Origin of the sequence: Enterovibrio paralichthyis (assembly GCF_019209835.1) — a bacterium.
Lineage (GTDB): Bacteria > Pseudomonadota > Gammaproteobacteria > Enterobacterales > Vibrionaceae > Enterovibrio > Enterovibrio paralichthyis.
In genome coordinates this window covers 243,684-262,106 of sequence record NZ_JAHUTS010000002.1, presented here as the reverse complement: position 1 = coordinate 262,106, position 18,423 = coordinate 243,684, and the positions used below count along the sequence as shown (strand labels likewise).

General features: G+C 50.4%; 17 protein-coding genes and 2 pseudogenes. 18 read left to right on the top strand and 1 reads right to left on the bottom strand.

Annotated elements, in window-relative coordinates:
- Positions 1 to 5: 5 nt before the first annotated feature.
- From KU854_RS03545 to KU854_RS03530, 4 genes are all read left to right on the top strand, one after another.
- The gene (locus tag KU854_RS03545) at positions 6 to 902 is read left to right on the top strand and encodes a dihydrodipicolinate synthase family protein (RefSeq protein WP_218357098.1); all 897 of its coding nucleotides are present in this window, start codon (positions 6 to 8) and stop codon (positions 900 to 902) included.
- Between the two features lie 138 nt (positions 903 to 1,040).
- A complete protein-coding gene (locus tag KU854_RS03540; protein WP_054779207.1) occupies positions 1,041 to 1,874 on the top strand; it encodes an SIS domain-containing protein in 834 nt (277 codons plus the stop codon).
- Between the two features lie 162 nt (positions 1,875 to 2,036).
- Complete coding sequence (locus KU854_RS03535; protein WP_418885835.1) at positions 2,037 to 3,194, top strand: N-acetylneuraminate epimerase; 1,158 nt, start codon at positions 2,037 to 2,039, stop codon at positions 3,192 to 3,194.
- 15 nt (positions 3,195 to 3,209) lie between these two features.
- Positions 3,210 to 4,277, top strand: a complete 1,068-nt coding sequence (locus KU854_RS03530) for a YjhT family mutarotase (RefSeq protein ID WP_218357096.1) — start codon at positions 3,210 to 3,212, stop codon at positions 4,275 to 4,277.
- A gap of 57 nt (positions 4,278 to 4,334) precedes the next feature.
- Here KU854_RS03530 and KU854_RS03525 read toward each other — a convergent pair whose 3' ends face one another.
- Positions 4,335 to 5,837: a CoA-acylating methylmalonate-semialdehyde dehydrogenase gene (locus KU854_RS03525; protein WP_218357095.1), complete on the bottom strand. Its 1,503-nt coding sequence runs from the start codon at positions 5,835 to 5,837 to the stop codon at positions 4,335 to 4,337.
- Between the two features lie 127 nt (positions 5,838 to 5,964).
- On the opposite strand from KU854_RS03525, the gene KU854_RS03520 reads away from it, so the two are divergent.
- From KU854_RS03520 to KU854_RS03455, 14 genes and pseudogenes are all read left to right on the top strand, one after another.
- Positions 5,965 to 6,867, top strand: a complete 903-nt coding sequence (locus tag KU854_RS03520; RefSeq protein ID WP_218357094.1) for a LysR family transcriptional regulator — start codon at positions 5,965 to 5,967, stop codon at positions 6,865 to 6,867.
- A gap of 46 nt (positions 6,868 to 6,913) precedes the next feature.
- The gene (locus KU854_RS03515) at positions 6,914 to 7,120 is read left to right on the top strand and encodes a hypothetical protein (protein ID WP_218357093.1); all 207 of its coding nucleotides are present in this window, start codon (positions 6,914 to 6,916) and stop codon (positions 7,118 to 7,120) included.
- 51 nt (positions 7,121 to 7,171) lie between these two features.
- Positions 7,172 to 7,981, top strand: a complete 810-nt coding sequence (iolB, locus tag KU854_RS03510; RefSeq protein WP_218357092.1) for a 5-deoxy-glucuronate isomerase — start codon at positions 7,172 to 7,174, stop codon at positions 7,979 to 7,981.
- An 87-nt stretch (positions 7,982 to 8,068) separates the two neighbouring features.
- On the top strand, positions 8,069 to 8,494 hold the full coding sequence (locus KU854_RS03505) for a hypothetical protein (RefSeq protein WP_218357091.1): 426 nt from the start codon (positions 8,069 to 8,071) through the stop codon (positions 8,492 to 8,494).
- Between the two features lie 71 nt (positions 8,495 to 8,565).
- A pseudogene (locus tag KU854_RS03500) lies at positions 8,566 to 8,865 on the top strand (alanyl-tRNA editing protein); the annotation flags it as partial.
- A gap of 107 nt (positions 8,866 to 8,972) precedes the next feature.
- Complete coding sequence (locus KU854_RS03495) at positions 8,973 to 9,377, top strand: cupin domain-containing protein (protein WP_218357089.1); 405 nt, start codon at positions 8,973 to 8,975, stop codon at positions 9,375 to 9,377.
- Positions 9,378 to 9,727: 350 nt separating this feature from the next.
- Positions 9,728 to 10,591, top strand: a complete 864-nt coding sequence (locus KU854_RS03490; RefSeq protein WP_255555383.1) for an FUSC family protein — start codon at positions 9,728 to 9,730, stop codon at positions 10,589 to 10,591.
- An 871-nt stretch (positions 10,592 to 11,462) separates the two neighbouring features.
- A pseudogene (locus KU854_RS25200) lies at positions 11,463 to 11,714 on the top strand (methyl-accepting chemotaxis protein); the annotation flags it as partial.
- A gap of 407 nt (positions 11,715 to 12,121) precedes the next feature.
- Positions 12,122 to 12,490, top strand: coding sequence for a response regulator (locus KU854_RS03480; protein WP_218357086.1), 369 nt, complete (start codon positions 12,122 to 12,124; stop codon positions 12,488 to 12,490).
- Positions 12,491 to 12,530: 40 nt separating this feature from the next.
- A complete protein-coding gene (locus tag KU854_RS03475) occupies positions 12,531 to 12,860 on the top strand; it encodes an STAS domain-containing protein (RefSeq protein ID WP_218357085.1) in 330 nt (109 codons plus the stop codon).
- On the top strand, positions 12,857 to 15,118 hold the full coding sequence (locus tag KU854_RS03470; protein ID WP_218357084.1) for a chemotaxis protein CheA: 2,262 nt from the start codon (positions 12,857 to 12,859) through the stop codon (positions 15,116 to 15,118). The genes KU854_RS03475 and KU854_RS03470 overlap by 4 nt, the downstream gene beginning before the upstream one ends.
- A gap of 31 nt (positions 15,119 to 15,149) precedes the next feature.
- A complete protein-coding gene (locus KU854_RS03465) occupies positions 15,150 to 15,728 on the top strand; it encodes a chemotaxis protein CheW (protein WP_054779226.1) in 579 nt (192 codons plus the stop codon).
- 188 nt (positions 15,729 to 15,916) lie between these two features.
- Positions 15,917 to 17,872, top strand: a complete 1,956-nt coding sequence (locus KU854_RS03460) for a HAMP domain-containing methyl-accepting chemotaxis protein (RefSeq protein WP_255555381.1) — start codon at positions 15,917 to 15,919, stop codon at positions 17,870 to 17,872.
- 11 nt (positions 17,873 to 17,883) lie between these two features.
- Positions 17,884 to 18,423, top strand: coding sequence for a chemotaxis protein CheW (locus tag KU854_RS03455; RefSeq protein ID WP_218357083.1), 540 nt, complete (start codon positions 17,884 to 17,886; stop codon positions 18,421 to 18,423).

The following is an 18,423-nucleotide window of genomic DNA, read 5'->3' as shown; positions in this document are numbered from 1 at the left end:
TATTCATGGAAAAATTAACGGGTCTGATTGCAGCGCCCCATACACCGTTTGACCACAATAATAAGGTGAACTTTGCTGCCATTGACGACATTGCCGCGCTGCTGATTGAGCAGGGTGTGACAGGTGCCTACGTGTGTGGCACCACCGGTGAAGGTATTCACTGCAGCGTCGAAGAGCGCAAGGCAATTGCAGAACGCTGGGTGAAGTCATCGGACGGCAAACTGAACCTTATCATCCACACAGGGGCACTGAGCATTGAAGACGCCCTGAACCTGACCCGCCACGCTGAGACGCTGGATGTACTGGCGACCTCAGCGATTGGCCCGTGTTTCTTCAAACCGGGATCCGTGGATGATCTCGTTGAATACTGCGCACAAATCGCTGCTGCGGCACCGTCGAAAGGTTTCTATTACTACCATTCGGGTATGTCTGGCGTGAACCTGGATTTGGAACAGTTCCTTATTAAAGGGGAAGCCCGCATTCCGAACCTTTCCGGAGCCAAATTCAATCACGTTGATTTGTACGAGTACCAACGTGCACTTCGCGTATCCGGTGGCAAGTTTGATATCCCGTTTGGGGTGGATGAGTTCCTGCCTGCAGGGTTGGCTGTAGGCGCAGTTGGTGCGGTTGGCAGTACCTATAACTATGCAGCGCCGTTGTACCTGAAAATCATTGAAGCCTTTAAACGCGGGGATCAAGCAGAAGTCACCGCACTGATGGACAAAGTGATTGCCATTATCCGTGTTCTGGTGGAATACGGTGGTGTCGCAGCGGGTAAGGCGGCAATGAAGTTGCATGGTATTGATGCGGGTAACCCTCGCACACCTATCCGCCCGCTGACAGAGGCGCAAAAGGCTGATGTCGAGGCGAAAATGCGCGACGCAGGTTTTATCAATATGTAAAAGGGTCGCAGCATGAGGGGAATTTCACCCACATGCTGCGTATTCACCGTTTTTGCAGCATTAATTTGATGGATTACGTGTCAAAGTGGCAGGCTCTTTGTTACTTTTAGCCACCCTAGGTATGGAAAAGAGGCACCTGTGAACTCGCCTAAAAATTTACTCGTCAGATTACGTTCCAACATAGAGCCACTCAGCAAAAAGTTGCGTGTGGTGGCGGACTATATACTCGAGAACGCAAACGAGGTTCAGTATCAAACGATCACTGACCTTGCCAGAAATACCGAAACCAGTGAAGCCACTGTCGTACGCCTGTGCCGCGACATGGGCTACAAAGGTTACTCTGATTTCAGGATGGCGCTGGCGGTAGATTTGTCGCAGTCCCAGCCGCGCGTATCCAACGATGCATCCGGGGACATTTGCACTGTTTCAGCGCAAAGTGCGGTTGCCAGTTTGCTGGATACCGCTGAACTGGTGGATCGTAAAGCACTGAACCGTATCTGTGATCTTGTCCATAACGCCGAATACATCAGCTGCGTGGGCGTTGGGGCATCAAGCATTGTCGGGCATTACCTTGCGTTTCGCCTTCTGCGCATCGGCAAACGTGTGACCATGTATGAAGATACACACCTTGCTGCCATAAACGCTGTAAGAAGTCGGGAAGGAGATTTGTGGTTTGCATTGTCCAGCTCAGGCTCAACGCGCGAAGTGATCCACGCAGTTTCCCAAGCTCACCATCGTGATGTGCCAGTGGTGGCACTGACAAACATCAGCCACAGCCCTTTGACTTCGATCTGTTCGGAAATGCTGGTAGCAGCCCGCCCTGAAGGGCCTCTCACCGGCGGTGCATTTTCCTCAAAAGTTGGTGCTCTGTTGCTGGTGGATGTGCTGGTCAACACTTTGCTGGAAAACCATCCTGAGTATGCGAAATCTGTTGTCGAAACCGCTGAAGTGGTTATGCCTTTGATGCGCTGACAGCAAGAAAAACATGAGCCCACCGTTAGTGGGCTTTATTTTGGCTAATCAATGAAAAATATTTTTATCGAATAGATATCAAATAAAAAAATATGCACCAATTAGGTTGTATGGCTGCAGGTCAATCAGAAGTGAAATGTTAACTTCACTAATAAGGGAACCATTACGATGAAATTAATAGCTTCTTTATCCCTGGCTCTACCTTTGCTTGCTGGTCTTTCCTCTACCGCTTATGCCAATCAACACTGGCCGGACTTACCGGAAGGGGTGAAATCTGGTGTCAGCGCCCAAGTGGGTAACAAACTGTATGTGGGTTTGGGCTCCATGGAACAGCGTTTTTACATGCTGGATCTGGATCAAATGGATAAAGGTTGGCAACAGCAGGCTGATTTCTCCGGCCCGGCAAGAAGTGGCGCGACCGCTACCGTCTTGGGTGACAGCATTTATATCTTCGGTGGTTCGGGCAAAGCCAATGCCAGTGATAAATCGCCTATTTTGTTCGACACGGTTTATCGCTTTGATGCCAAAACAAACCAGTGGGAACAAGTGAAAACCAAAACGCCGGTAGGCTTGCTGGGCGCTGCTTCATTCTCTCCAGACAATCAGCAAATCCTCTTCTTCGGCGGCTACAACAAAGCCTACTTTGACCAGTACCTCTCTGATATCAACACCACAGACAGAAAAACCAATCCGACAGGCTGGCAGGAAATCGTCGACAACTACATGGGCATGAAGCCACTGGATTATAAGTGGAACCGCCAGGTTTTGAGCTTCAACCCGAAAAACGGCAGTTGGAACGAGATTGGACAATCACCATACCTGCCAAACTGTGGCACTGCGTTGGTTGCGGAAGGTGAGAGTGCAACGCTTGTCAGCGGTGAAATCAAGCCCGGTTTACGCACAGCAGAAGTTAAACAGTATCGTTTTGGCGGAGCACAGCCATGGAGCAGCATGCATGAACTTCCTGCCCCTGAAGCCGGAACGGTTCAGGAAGGGGTAGCAGGAGCGTTTGCGGGTAAGAGCAATGGTGCACTGATTGTGGCCGGTGGCGCGAATTTCCACGGTGCCAAAGCGGCTTTTGAGAGTGGCAAAATGTTCGCCCATGAAGGCTTGAGCAAAGCCTACAACCCAGAAATCTATGTGCAGAAAAATGAGCTTTGGGCGCGCGTAAACAACCTGCCAGAAGGCTTGGCTTATGGCGCATCGTTTACCACGGATGATGGTGTGGTGATTGCCGGTGGTGAAAAAGCTGACCGTAGTGCCAGCAATAAGGTTTACTTGCTCGAATGGAATGGCTCTGGCGTGGATATTCATGACTAACAGGGAGTAGTGGTTATGTCGTTACATATTGCTGAGTTTGCCCAGCTTCCGGTTGGGATAAAACATGGCGTTGGTGGGAAGTTAGGCAACCGGCTCTATGTTGGTTTGGGGAGTGCCGGAAAGCGGCTTTTCTATTACGACCTTGAAAGACCTGATCGCGGTTGGCAATCCGCGCCGGATTTCCCCGGCACCGAACGCAATGATGCGGTCTCGGCGGTGTGTAACGGCAAACTCTACGTCTTTTCAGGTGCGGGAAGCGAGCAAAATGGCGAGCCTCCCGCCGTGTTGATGGACGGTTATGCGTTCGACCCGGTCGAAAACCGTTGGGAAAAACTGGCAACTCAGGCTCCTGTCGGCTTTCTGGGGGCGAGTGCGTGTGAGATGTCTGAGGGCAAACTCCATTTCTGGGGTGGTTACTGTAAGGAAACCTTCGATACATTTTTAAGCCAAATCAGCGCAATGGATGCAGCTAGGGAGCCTGAACAGTATCAGGCTGTCTTCTGCGAATTTATGTCCCGCCCCATCCCGGCTTATGGTTGGAACAAAGAAATTTGGCAGTTTGATATCCAGAGCGGGAAATGGCATATCGCCGCGCAAAACCCGTATCCGGCCAACTGCGGTGCTGCGCTCATCAAAGACGGTAACAAGGTTGTGTTGGTAGAAGGGGAGGTAAAGCCCGGTCTTCGCAGTTTGGAAAGCAAAGCCTTCCAATTTCAGGGTGACGGTACCATTCATCCGATGCGGTTACCGGCGATTTCAGAGACAAACAACGCTCACGAAGGACTCGCCGGGCACTTTGGCGCGCGGTTGGAAAATCATTACTTGGTGGCAGGTGGCGCTTACTTTGTCGGCAGCCAGCACAACTTCAGCCAACAGAAACTCTACAGCCACAAAGGCCTGACAAAGCGGTATGACGATACGGTTTGGATGTTTGATGGCAAGCGATGGGAAACCGCGGGACAGTTGCCTGAAGGTATTGCGTATGGAACAGCTTTGACGGTTGGCGACTCGGTGATATTGCTTGGCGGTGAAAGGGCAGATGGTAGCGCTGCGAGCCAGTGCGTCAGACTGACGTATCAGTAATGCTGCAAAGACTAAGGGAGAGCAGTTGCTCTCCCTTTCTTATTTCTATTTTTTTTCTTACTTCATTGTCGGCATTGAAAACTCTGGGCCTGCGCTCAGGCCGGTTGGCCAGCGGGCGGTGATGGTTTTCATGCGGGTGTAGAAGCGTACACCATCTGGGCCATGCATGTGCAGTGGACCGAACAGTGAGCGTTTCCAGCCGCCGAAGCTGTGGAAGGCCATTGGCACTGGGATTGGCACGTTGATGCCGATCATACCAACCTGAACATTTGCCGCGAAGTTACGCGCAGTGTCGCCGTCACGGGTGAAGATTGCCGTGCCGTTTCCGTACTCGTGTTCGTTGATCAGCGCCAGCGCTTCTTCATAGCTGTCGACACGAACCACCGCCAGCACGGGGCCGAAGATCTCTTCTTTGTAGATGCGCATGCCGGGTTTGACGTGGTTGAACAGGGTTGGGCCGACAAAATAGCCGTTCTCGTTACCTGTCACCACAAAGTTGCGGCCATCAACCAGCAGCTCAGCGCCTTCTTCCACACCGGCATCAATGTAGCCGATCACTTTGTCAGCGTGTTGGCGGCTAACCAATGGGCCCATGTGGGATTCAATGGCCTCGCCAATACCTGGGCCAACTTTCAGTTCTGCAATTGCGCCTTGCAGGTCTTTCACCAGGTGGTTCGCTACTTCATCGCCCACACACACCGCAACGGAAATTGCCATACAGCGCTCACCGGCTGAGCCATAAGCCGCGCCCATCAGCGAGTTAATCACCTGCTCTGGATCCGCATCTGGCATCACGATCATATGGTTTTTCGCGCCACCCAAAGCCTGAACACGCTTGCCGTGGGCACATGCCGTTGAGTAGATGTATTCCGCAATCGGGGTTGAGCCAACAAAGCTGACCGCTTCAATGCGTTCATCAGTCAGCAGGACATCGACAGACTCCTTGTCACCGTTTACCACGTTGAACACGCCGTTTGGCAAGCCAGCTTCGGTTAGCAGTTCAGCCAGACGCAGCGGAACAGAAGGATCTTTCTCTGAAGGCTTCAGTACAAAGGTGTTACCGCAAGCGATGGCAACCGGGAACATCCACATTGGCACCATAGCCGGGAAGTTAAATGGTGTAATCCCCGCCACAACGCCCATTGGCATCATCTGGCTGTAGCTGTCCACGCCGCGGCCGACATTCAGGCTGTGCTCGCCTTTTTGAAGGTGCGGAATACCACAAGCGAATTCCACCACTTCAAGGCCTCGGGTCAGTTCGCCTTTGGCATCGGAGAAGACTTTGCCGTGTTCTAGGGTAATAAGTTCGGCGATTTCGTCGGCATGCTGTTCCAGCAACTCTTTAAACTTGAACATCACACGGGCACGGCTGAGCGGCGGGGTTGCGCTCCAGTCTTTGAATGCCTCCTGTGCGTTGGCAATCGCGGCGCGGGTTTCGTCGGCCGATGAAAGGGCGACGTCGAGACGTTTCTCGCCAGTAGCAGGATTGAAGACAGGGGCGGTGCGGCCTGATTCCGAAGCGACACGTTCGCCGTTGATGTAGTTACCCAGAGTAGTCATGGTCATTTCCTTCGATTGGTTACTTCCCTTGATGGGTTAATCTCATTTAAGACCTAAACTTGTTTATGAACAATGGAAAATATTTACTATAAGATCTATCAAATTTGATAGATCACAAGGAGCGGTGATGAGTACTCCACGATTTAACTGGGAAGATGCGCGCTACTTCCTGGCCGTGGCGCGGGCAGGGCAGATTGGCAAAGCGGCTGAAAGCCTTGGGGTTTCTGCCATTACCCTTTCCCGTCATTTATCCCATTTGCAGTCGCGTACCAAATCCCAACTGTTAATCCGTCACAACAAAGGTTTCAGCCTGACGGATGAAGGGCACAGACTGGTGGAGTATTTGGAAAGGGCAGAAGCAGAAATTGAAGCTGCCGGTGAGGTGTTCGGTTCAGATACCAACAGCATTAGCGGTACGGTGCGTATTGCAGCGCCGGAGGGCTTTGCACTCAAAATCCTCACGCCGAGTCTGCGCCAGCTTCTGGAATTGCATCCACAACTGAAAATAGAAGTGGTGCCCCAATCGCCCGGTTTTTCCCTTTCACGGCGGGAGGCAGATCTGGCAGTGATGGTTGGCCGGCCAATGGAGCAGAGCCTGAAGTCTGTCAGCCTCGGTACTTACACCGTTGGGCTATTTGCTTCACAGGATTACCTCGACAGACACGGTGTGCCGGATTCACTTGAAAAGCTTGCCGACCATTGTTTGATTGGATATGTGGAAGATTTGCTGTTTACCGACAGGTTGAATATCGCCCGCTCCGTTTGGCCGCAATGGCAGTCGCAGGTGTCTATCTATTCCCCGACAGGCCAGGTTGAGGCAGTGCGTGCAGGAGTGGGTATTGGTATGTTGCATGGCTTTCTTGTGGATAAAGAATATAGGCTTATCAAGGTATTGCCGGAAGTGCAGGCGGAGCGGGAGTTCTTTTTGGTCTATCACCAGAACACCCAGCGGATCCCACGGATAAGCTCAGTCATTGCGTTTTTGAAGGATCTTGCGGCATCGGGGGCCTTCTTGAAAACGGCGGGTTAGCGATGGCTAGAACGCTGGATGAAATAGACGTGAACAGGCTGATGTTGTGCCGCTAATGACAGCATTGGGTGAAGATAATCCCTTCAAGCTCATACACGATACGTTCCAGCACTTAATTTCCGGAGACAATGACTACTTCGAGGAGCACATTGCGACGGTGCAAATCTCCGATGTTTCAGACCCTACAGTGTTTTTGGACGAAGCGCAGATGCGAAAGTCATTTGAATACATAGAACGCAGGTTGGCTGAGTAATAGGGTTCGAGGATTTACGCCAGCCGCAGGACAATTTTTTGGAGGGAAACAATGTCAAAATTACTGGTTAAACCGAGCGCACCTGACAGCGACGGCCGCATCCTGAAAATCACCCCTGAATCGGCCGGGTGGTCATTTGTGGGCTTTGAAGTGTTCAACATCAAAGCCGGGGAAACCTTGACCCAAGGCACGGGCGATCAGGAAGCGTGTCTGGTTCTGCTCAGTGGGAAAGCCGATGTCGCAGTGGGTACGGAAACCTGGCATGACATTGGCGAGCGCATGGATATTTTCGAGCAAATCCCGCCCTGGGCGGTGTATGTGCCCAACGACAACGAGTGGACGCTAAAAGCCAACACTGACGTTGAACTTGCGGTCTGTAAGGCGCCGGGATATGGCAACCACCAAGCGCGTTTGATTGAACCGGATCCGAAGAAAGTGTCAGTACGAGGGGAGGGTGCCAACACCCGCCATATTCACGATATTTTGCCTGATTGGGATGAAAACGCTGACAGCCTGTTGGTGGTTGAAGTGTTTACGCCGTCGGGTAATTGGTCGAGCTATCCGCCGCACAAACACAGCGTGGATAACCTGCCGGAAGAATCAATCCTAGAAGAAACCTATTACCACCGCATCAATCCCAAGCAGGGCTTTTCGTTCCAGCGCGTTTACAACGACGAACGCACTCTGGATGAAACCATGGCGGTAGAAGACGGCAACGTGGTGATGGTGCCGGAAGGCTATCACCCAGTCGGCGCCCCTTATGGTTACGACCTGTATTACTTGAATGTGATGGCGGGACCGAAACGTGTCTGGAAGTTCAAAAACGATCCGGATCATGAATGGATGCTAAATAAGAAGTAGCATTCAGCGCGGCGCTTGCTTTAATTCTATCTGGCTAGGCGATAGCGTATAGTGTTCGCGGTATCAGAAAGTTAATTAGGAACCACGATGAAAAAATCGATCACTGCACTGATGCTTGTTGCTGCACTGACAGGCTGTGATGAAGCAAACAAAGCGATTGATAAGGCACAGGAAGCGGCAACCAAGGCCGTCGACAGTGTGCAGGAGCAAATCGAATCTGTTGATCTCAGTGAGTTGAACATTGAATCCCTGCAAGGTGCGACGGAATCTGCCCAGGAGCTGGCTGAATCTCTGAAAGAAGCGGTTGATGTTGATTTCACCGATACATCAGCGTTGCAGGAAGTCAGCGACCAGATTGCCAACTCTTACGCTTGCCTGGTGGATGCGACCTCAGAAAGCACAGCAGAAAAGATGCTGAACAAGTTTATGGCTGTGATTGGCAATGAAGAATCGCAATCTCTGATTGAGAAAGCGATTGATAAAGCCAAAGCGGCGCAAGAGTGTGTGATGTAACCTAACTCGTTACTCCCGAACGAAAAGGCTGACAGTGGTTCAGCCTTTTTTGTATCTGAGTTGCGACTTGACTAAGTGCCCATATCAGTGAGGACAAAAGCCGGGTCGATTTTGAGTGGCCAGAAAATATCACGCCGCTCCTTGCACAAATGGAATCAAAGGCGCAGGCTTTGCTTGATGCAGATTCGCCCATTGAAAGCGCCTTCTTGGATGAAGCATTGGGGCGAAGATACTGGCAGGTGGATGGCTTTGCCAAAGTGCCCTGTGGTGGCACACACCTCAAACGAACAGCGGAAGTCGGTAACATCAAACTCAAACGCAAAAACATTGGCAGAGGGAAAGAGCGGGTTGAGATTTTGCTGGATTCCTGAAGGGTTACAGCGAGTAATCAGGCGTTTTTGATCAGAAATGAGCCAGTCCCGCGCTTTTGATTCTCTACACTCAATGCGTTGAACAAGCCAAAAATTGGAGATGTGAAATGACAACAATACGGGCAACGATGCAAACCAGTGATGTATGGAACCACCTCAAAACTGAGGATGATCTTCCAGAAGGTTTTACTTTCAGGGGCACATTGCCGACTGACCCGGACGGTATTGAAACCATGTTGGAGGCTTGGAATGCAGGTACATCCGAACCACCACATTCACATCCTGGCGATGACATGACCATTATCTGTGAAGGTGAAATGCGTGTGCAGTTTTACAACATTGATGACGGCACTTTGATCAAAGACGGCCCGGAAGAGATCTATGTTGAGGGTGACACGGCATACATCCATAAAGGCCAAATCCACAGTGTGAAATACGTGAAGGATTGCCGCCTTGTTTATATTCACAGCGGCACGTTTGACTTTATCGAAAGCGATTTACCTGTTGCCTAACACCCGGTATCGGCCGTAATGGCACGCTAATACCTTGAAATGGCAGACAATGAGGTCTGCCATTTTTGTATCCCGTCAAAAACTTCCAAAGAGGGGAGTATCGCCGAGACCAGCGTTAGTCCGCAAACTTACCCAGTAGTGCAATACATTTACCCGTCATTCAAAAAAGAGTGGAATAATTAAAGCCTGGGAGTAGGATTCAGCTTTGGCTTTCGCAACAATCTCAAATTGTCACAGTGGTATTCAAGATGTATCCCCACGAACGCACCAGAGGCGTATTATTTTCCCTCGGCATGGGTTTGCCGATCCTTTATGGCGCACTGGCGCATCAATATCTTCAAGCAGCGTTTATGTGTTTAGGAGCTTTGCTTGCCCTGTTGCTTGATCCGCGCAGTCAGGCGTTAAAGCAGCTAACCGCAATCGTTGTTGGCGTTCTGGCTGTCATCCTTGCCGCCGCATTGGGGCTGAATCTGGTTGGGCACCAATACCTCGCTATTGCTGCCTTGATGATATTCGGCTTCCTTGCCGGGCAGCCCAAGCCTGAACATGCCTACTGGGGTTTGCTCGGAAAATATCTGGCGACGGCGTTGTTGTTGGCGCAACTGGGTTTTCCTGCCACGGTGGAAATTGGCAAAGCCTATTTCTCCGGCGCGTTGCTGGCAGTCGTACTGATTGTGTTGCAAGGTTGGCTTCACAAAACTCATGAGACTGCCCATTCACCCAATGATGAGTTTTTCCAAATCATCAAAGGGGATACCAACGGCCCGCTTTATGGCTTTACCCTGCCTCTGACCATTCTGGTCGCTACATTAAGCGCGAACTGGCTGCATGTATCTCAACCCGGTTGGGTTGGCCTGACCATCCTGTTTGTTATGCATATCAACGACAGGCTTTCCTGGCATCATCTGTGGGATCGTATTGTCGGTACACTGCTAGGCATCATCATTGCGTACGTTGCGGTGAGATATATTCCCCAATCTGCATTGGCCCTTGTGGTGGCCGTATTTGCCTTCTGGATCCCATTCAGTCTGCGTAAGAGCTATATGTTGTTCAGTCTGGCGATCACGGTAACGGTAATGGTGGCGATTAACTTTGCGCTGTTCCCGAAAGGCGACTTAGAACTCATGCAGTGGCGCTTCTTCGATACCGTGATCGGCTGTTTCTGGGTGGCAGTAGCCTTGATGATTACCCACGGCCTCCATGCGAGAAAATAAACGCTTTGTGGAAAAAGGAATAAAAAAGCCAGCAAGGAAGCTGGCTAATCGGGAAAACCGAAAATAAGGAAGTGAAGAACGTCATTGAAGAATATGGGTTTCTTTTTAATTTGAACGGTGAAATATACGTGCTTCACATGAGTGTGAATATTCCCAATTAAAATTGAGCGAGATCAAGGCAACGCCGTTTATTGAATAAATGCAAATTTATCAAATGGCGAGGTGTCACTGCTGAACTATATTCAGTCGAAAAGAGATAAATAATATAGTCATGAACTGTATTTATTGGATGTCGACGTTATTGGTTTGGTGACAGGAATGTCTTGGGGGTTCAATGAAATATAATCTCGACAAATACTCAGTCTTGCAAATTGTGCTGGGCATCGCTTTTTTTGTTGGGATATTACTGGTTGAAAATCACCAATCTACAATTTCAATTCTTTGGTTGCTGTCTGTTGCAATGATTTCATTGCTTCAATCACGAAATACAAGCAAGTTAAACCTGAAAATTGAACAGTACAAAAAGGCAAATAAAGAACTCAAGCAAAGTGTTTCATGTGATGAACTGAGTGCTGAAACACAAAAGCAACTTTGGCAACGTGTAGTGCCGTTATGGCAACGCCATTTATTCACTTGTCAGGAATTGTCAGAAAAAGCGATCAATGAACTGACGGAACGGTTTGGCAATTTGGTGGATTTGATTGTCGAAACCAGAAACACGGCTTCTGGAGGCAGCTTAGCGGTCGACAATACTATCGAAAGTGACATGTCCAACCTGCACAATATTTTCGTCAAACTTAATGAGTACGACGCCACCACCGACCAGCTTTTCCACCAAATCGAAGAACTGCACGCCTTTACCAGCGACCTTGACCATATGGCGTCATCAGTCGCCTCTATCGCGAATCAAACCAACTTACTGGCACTCAATGCTGCCATTGAAGCCGCGCGCGCGGGAGAGGCGGGGCGTGGGTTTGCGGTTGTCGCGCAGGAAGTGAGGGAGCTTTCTTCACAGTCGGGCGGCACAGGGGAGCAAATAGCGAAAAAAATAGAGGAAGTAAAAGCAGTTATTTCTCGCATCCTATCTTCGGCCTCTTCTACAAAAGATCAGGAAGGCAGAACCCTGGAAGAGAGCGAGGCTTATATCTCGCAGGTCATTGAACATCTGGAATCTTACGCGAAAAGTCTGGTCGCGGAGGGAGAGCAATTGCTTTCCGTCAACCAGGAAATTCAAGGTCAAATTGAACAAATGCTGATAGAACTCCAATTCCAGGATCGTATCAGTCAAATTCTCCTGCAGGTAACGTCCAGTATGGATCAGCTCATTCTCCAAAATGCCGACAGTCAGATAAATATTGATGTCGATGAAATTCTGGAAGCGATGAAAATGACCTACACGACGCAGGATGAACACCGGCAACACGCCCCAAACGATACCAAACAAATAAGTGGTGTGGCGGAGGGAGGTTCCATCAGCTTTTTCTGAACAGTATCCGTAAATATATTCCCTTGGCTTAAAGAGAGTAAACAATGGCGAAGACTATTTTGATTGTGGATGACTCCTTATCCATCCGTAAAGTTGTTGGTATTGCCTTGCGGGGAGGCGGTTATGACGTTATTGAAGCGTGTGATGGGAAAGATGCATTAAGCAAAATGACGGGTCAAAAAATCCACCTGATTATCAGCGATGTCAATATGCCAAACATGGATGGTATTACGTTCCTGAAAGAGGTGAAAAAGCATCCCAATTATAAATTCACGCCGGTCATTATGCTCACAACCGAAGCGGGGCAAAATAAAATCAGTGAGGGTCGTGCAGCAGGCGCGAAAGCATGGGTGGTTAAGCCATTTCAACCACCACAAATGTTAGATGCTGTCGCGAAACTTGTATTGCCATAAGCGTGAAATGCAATCGGAGTTTCGTAGCAAGGGGAACGGAATGAGTATCGATGTGAATAGCAAAGATGGCATCAGTCACCTTAGTATCAATGACGAAATGACTATTTACACGGCCACAGCCATGAAAAATGAGCTGGTAGACAAATTGTGCCACTGCCACGAAATGGAAATCTCTCTGGAAAATGTCAGCGAGATAGACAGTGCGGGCGTCCAAATTCTCATCGCACTGCGGCAGGAAGCGGCTCAGCTAAAAAAAGAAATGCGCTTTGTCAAACACAGTGCCGCTGTACTCGATGTTTTTGAAACCCTGAATCTGGCGGCGCATTTTGGTGACCCAATTGTTCTTCCTGCCGGGGGTAAATCGCAATGACGGATGACGTAAAGCTCACCTTTGTACAGGAATCCGAAGAATTACTGGAGCAGATGGAGGATGCGCTGCTCGCCATGGAAGAAGCGCCTGACGATGATGAGCATCTCAACAGCGTATTCCGTGCAATGCACACCATCAAAGGCGCAGCAGGCATTTTTGGTTTTGATTTTATCGTCGCTTTCACCCATCCGGTTGAAACGGTCATGGACCATGTGAGAAGCGGTGAGCGAGGGCTCGATGCCGACACCATCGCGCTTTTGCTTCAGTGTAAAGACCACACCTCAAATCTGGTCAGGGTAGTCGCTGAGGGTGATGAAAACGCAATCCCACAGGATTTGCTGGATGTGGGCGAAGATATCTTACAGAGGCTTTCCGGTCAGCCGGAGCAAGAAACCGAAGCTCAGGCACTGACGCATGCGGTAACACTGACTCATGAAGTACCACTGGCGCATGAAATAACAAAGGTGCATGAGGAGAAAGCCACTGTCGATGTCCAGCCTAAGTGCGATACCTGTGATGACACCTGGCTAATTTCCCTGGATTTTCAGAGCGACGCACTGCGAAATGGCATCGATCCGCTGTCATTTATCCGCTATTTGCAGCGAATGGGGACGATTACTGATATCGCCACGCTGACACATCGCCAGCCTCCAATCGAAAACTTTGACCCGGAAAGCTGTTACCTGTCATTTCGCATCGCGCTGCAAACCTCCTCAGGGAAAGAAGATATCGAATCTGTGTTTGAGTTCGCCGCCGATGACTGTGAAATCCGCATTCTGCCGCCGCATTCCAAACAGGTTAGCTATCTCAAGCTGCTGGAAGAACTGCCCGAAGGGGCGGTGCAAAAGCTGGGCGAGATCCTTGTTCATGTTGGTGCGATTACTGAACAGGAACTGCAAGGTGCTCTGAATGAGCAGGAAAATGCGATTGATGAGGCGGTCGGCAACCCGGAAAAAGGGATAAAACCCCTCGGCGAAATACTGGTAGAGCGAAATGTCGTCAGCCAGCCTGTGGTGTCCCAAGCGCTGAAAAAGCAGGAAGTGACACGGGAAAAAGCCAGTAAGGAAGCGCATTACATTCGGGTGGATGCAAACCGTTTGGGGCAGCTGATTAACCTTGTGGGTGAATTGGTTATCTCCAACGCGGCTGTGAAACTGATGGTCGACAAATACGACATTCAGGAGGCAACCGAGGTCGTTGCCGGTGTAGAAAATCTCGTAGAGGAAATCCGCGACAATGCCTTGCAACTGCGCATGGTGCAGATTGGCGATACCTTCTCGCGCTTCCGTCGCGTTGTGAGGGATGTCAGCAAGGAACTGGGCAAAGATATTGAACTGGTCATTACAGGAGGCGAGGCGGAACTCGACAAAACCGTTGTCGAAAAAATCAATGACCCATTAACCCACCTTATCCGCAACTCCCTGGATCACGGCATTGAACGCCCGGATGACCGGGAAGCCAAAGGCAAACCCCGCAAAGGTACTCTTCGCCTGAATGCTCTGCATGATTCTGGCCACATCGTTATTCAAATCGCGGATGACGGTGCAGGTCTGGATGTGGAAAAAATACGCGCCAAAGCCATTGCCAACGGGCTGATCACTGCGGAGCAAACCCTGACACACCGCGAGTTGATGCGGTTGATTTTTGAACCGGGACTCAGCACCAAAGAGCAAGCGAGCAACCTTTCCGGACGCGGCGTCGGGATGGATGTTGTCAGGCGCAATATCGATGAGCTGCGTGGCAGCGTCGAAGTGGAAAGTGAAGTCGACAAAGGTACCTTGGTGACCATCCACTTGCCGCTGACCCTTGCCATTATCGACGGCTTTATGGTCGGAACCGGCGACGAACGCTATGTCATCCCGCTCAGTATGGTGGAAGAGTGCGTGGAAATGGACGCCTACCACTGGGGCGTGGATGAGAAACGCCATTACGTCAATCTCCGTGGCGATGTGATGCCTTACATACGGCTCGGTGATTTCTTCAACGTACCACGTGCAACCACCCACACCAGAACCCGTGAAAGCCTTGTCGTGGTGCGCTTTGGGCGTACCCGTGCAGGGCTGGTGGTCGATCAGCTGTTTGGTGAACTCCAGACCGTGATCAAGCCACTGGGCAAGGTCTTCCAAGGGTTGCAGGGCGTCAGCGGGGCGACGGTACTGGGCAGTGGCGATATTGCCTTGATTCTGGATGTTCAGGGTCTGATCACCCTCGCCACACATAAAAACGAGCGCGAGCCTTTAGTCGCCAATCAAATCTGACGATTTCGAAACGCTTCCGGGAGCATTGTTTATGGCTGAGTTAATTACAGGGTATGGCATCGACTTAGAAGAGATAAAAGACAGTGCCGACGAGCTGTTTACCCAGTACCTGACATTCAATATCGCCGGTAAGAAATTTGCGGTCTCTATTCTTGATGTCAACGAAATCATCGAGATAAGTGACATGACCGAAGTGCCTATGATGCCGGATTTCATCCGCGGGGTTATCAACCTGCGTGGCGAAGTGGTCACAGTGATTGACCTCGCTGCACGTATGGCAAAGGGCTACAGCGAAATCGGCAAACGCAGCTGTATTGTGCTGGTGGAAATTACCCAGCCAGCAGGTGGTAAACAGGTGATTGGCATGTTGGTGGATGCGGTGAATGAGATTGTAGAGATCGAACAAAGCAATATTCAGCCTGCTCCTTCAATGGGAGAGGGCGTCAATACCGACTTTATCCAGGCGCTGGGCAGGGTAGACGATCTGTTTTTTATTTTGTTGGACATCAACCATGTGCTCTCACGCGAACAAGTCCAATTGCTGGAGCAAATGGAAAATGCCTATGAGCCATCGAGCCGCGTCGATAAAAAGGCTGTGGAAACAGAGTAGGTGCACGCTGGAAATGTGTTTACACACCCATAGCGGTTGAAAGCTTAACGCTAAAAACTTGCGGTGCTAACCAGAAACAGGATTGGGACTCACTGATTGCGACTTTCTAATTGCGAAAGGTGACTGATTTTCAGAGAAGTGCTGGGAAGTGCGCGAAAAAATAATCTTCTGATCCAAGGAGCAAGATGATGTTTAAAAATCTCAAGCTAAGTGCCCAGATCAGTATTGGGTATGCGCTCGTACTGGCGATGCTTGTTGTCGTTTCTGTGTCGGCATTTGTTGGGCTGGAGCGGGCTGTTAACGGTTTCAATGATTACCGAGGACTTGCAAGGGACGCCAATCTGGCGGGGCGCGTGCAGGCGAATATGTTGCTTGTCCGCCTTTATGCCAAAGACTACCTGCTGAAGGACAACGACAAAGCCATTGAAGCGTTCAAGGAGCGCCATACCCTGCTGGAAGAGTTGGTGCAGGAGGCAGAAAAAGAGATCCAAAAGCCTGAGCGAGCTGAAAAGGTTGATTACATCACGCAGGCCACAGAGCAATATGACGCGGCCTTTGACAAGGTTGTCGGCTACATGAAAAGGCGCGATGAAGTCGTCAGTAATAAGCTGGAACCCGCAGGGTTTGCGATGAGTAAGGCGATGAACAACATCATGGAATCTGCGTATCTTGATGGTGACCCCGAAGCGGCGTATTTGGCGGGAAGAGCGTTGGAAACGGTACTGACAGCGCGTCTTTTCGTCGTCAAATACCTGAATTCTAATTTGCAGCAAGATGCGGATGTTGCGCATAAAGAAATGGATGTTGCGCTCTCTGGCAGGGAGTCGACGTTGGATCAGGCGCTTCAGAATCCTGAACGCCGCCGTATGTTGCAAGATTTCCAGCAAGCGAAAGAAGAATACTCAGTCGCGTTGGATGAAATTAACGAAATCATCCGTGACAGAAACGTCATTATTGCCAGCGAACTGGATACGATTGGGCCGATGGTTGCAGAGGCGACTGAAGAGGTGAAACTGTCCGTTCAGCAGGATCAGGACATCCTTGGCCCTAAAGTTAGAAAAGAGAATGAGATGACCGTCACCGTGGTTGTCATCATGTCTGTATTGGCCATTGCGCTTGGCATTGCTCTCTCTTGGATGTTGGTCAGGGTGATCAAAAAACCGCTGGGCGGTGAACCCCGTGAAATGGAGGCAATTGCACGCAGAATTGCTGATGGGGATTTGAATGTCACTTTCCACAATGCGGAAAACGCCACCGGTGTCTATGCCGCCATGAAAGATATGGTGGCAAGGTTGACCAGTGTTATTCAACAGGTGCGCTCGAATGCTGATTCGTTGGTCAGTGCGTCACAACAGGTGAGTGCAACGGCACAAACCCTGAGCCAAGGCGCAACAGAGCAGGCTGCGAGTGTTGAAGAAACCACAGCCTCGGTGGAAGAGCTGAACGCTTCTGTCCAGCAAAATGCCGAAAATGCACGGGTGACAGATGGAATGGCAACCAAGGCTGCCGGTGAAGCGGATCAGGGCGGGCAGGCTGTCGAACGTACAGTCAAAGCGATGAAGGAGATCGCCAACAAGATTGGCCTTATCGAAGATATTGCCTACAAAACCAACCTGCTTTCCCTCAATGCTGCCATTGAAGCGGCAAGGGCGGGTGAGCACGGTAAAGGCTTTACCGTGGTAGCCGCAGAAGTGCGTAAACTGGCGGAAAACAGCCGGGTGACAGCCCAGGAAATCAATGAGCTTGCCACCAACAGTGTCTCAATCGCTGAAGAAGCCGGGAATCTGCTGGAGAAAATTGTCCCCAGCATCAGTAAAACCGCTGATTTGGTGCAGGAAATTGCGGCTGCGTCGGACGAGCAATCTGCCGGTGTCGGCCAAATCAATGTTGCCATGTCCCAACTGGATAAAACCACACAGCAAAGCGCATCGTCGTCCGAAGAGCTTGCTGCCACGGCTGAAGAGTTGAATGCACAGGCCTCCGCGCTACAGGAAGCGGTTGCATTTTTCAAAGTGAAGCAAAGCGGGGTAGAGAAAGCACCGCCGCCACAACGTCCGACAATCCCCGCGTCATCAAAACAGGCACTGTCACAATTTGCAGCCTCTGAAGCGGTGTTTGATGAGAAGGACTTTGAGCGCTTTTAGGAAGGCAGGGTATGGCGAATCTATTAACAGACCAATCTGTGCGTCTTGATTTGAGTGGGGAGTCCCAGCAGTACCTCACCTTTACTGTTCTCGGCGAAACGCTGGGAATAGGCATTCTCGACGTGAAAGAGATCATTGAAGTCGGCGGTATGACCCGCGTGCCAATGACACTGGACAGCGTCAGGGGCGTGATTAACCTGCGTGGAAATGTGGTGCCTGTGGTGGATCTCTCCTATCGGCTGGGCAATCGGGTCGCCACGCTGAGTAAACGCAGCTGCATCGTGATGGTTGAACTGTTTGTTGACGGTGACCCGCAACCGATGGGAATGCTTGTTGATGCAGTGAACGAAATCCTGGAGATACCGGGACAGAATATTCAGAACGCGCCGGAATTTGGTACCGATATCCGCGGCGAATTTATCCAGCGGATGGGGCTGCACAATGACGGGTTTATTATTCTGCTGAACATTGAGCGGGTAATGTCCGTCGAGGAGTTGTCGGATACGTCATTCGACAGCTCCCCACACCAGAAAGCCATGGTGCCACAGTAA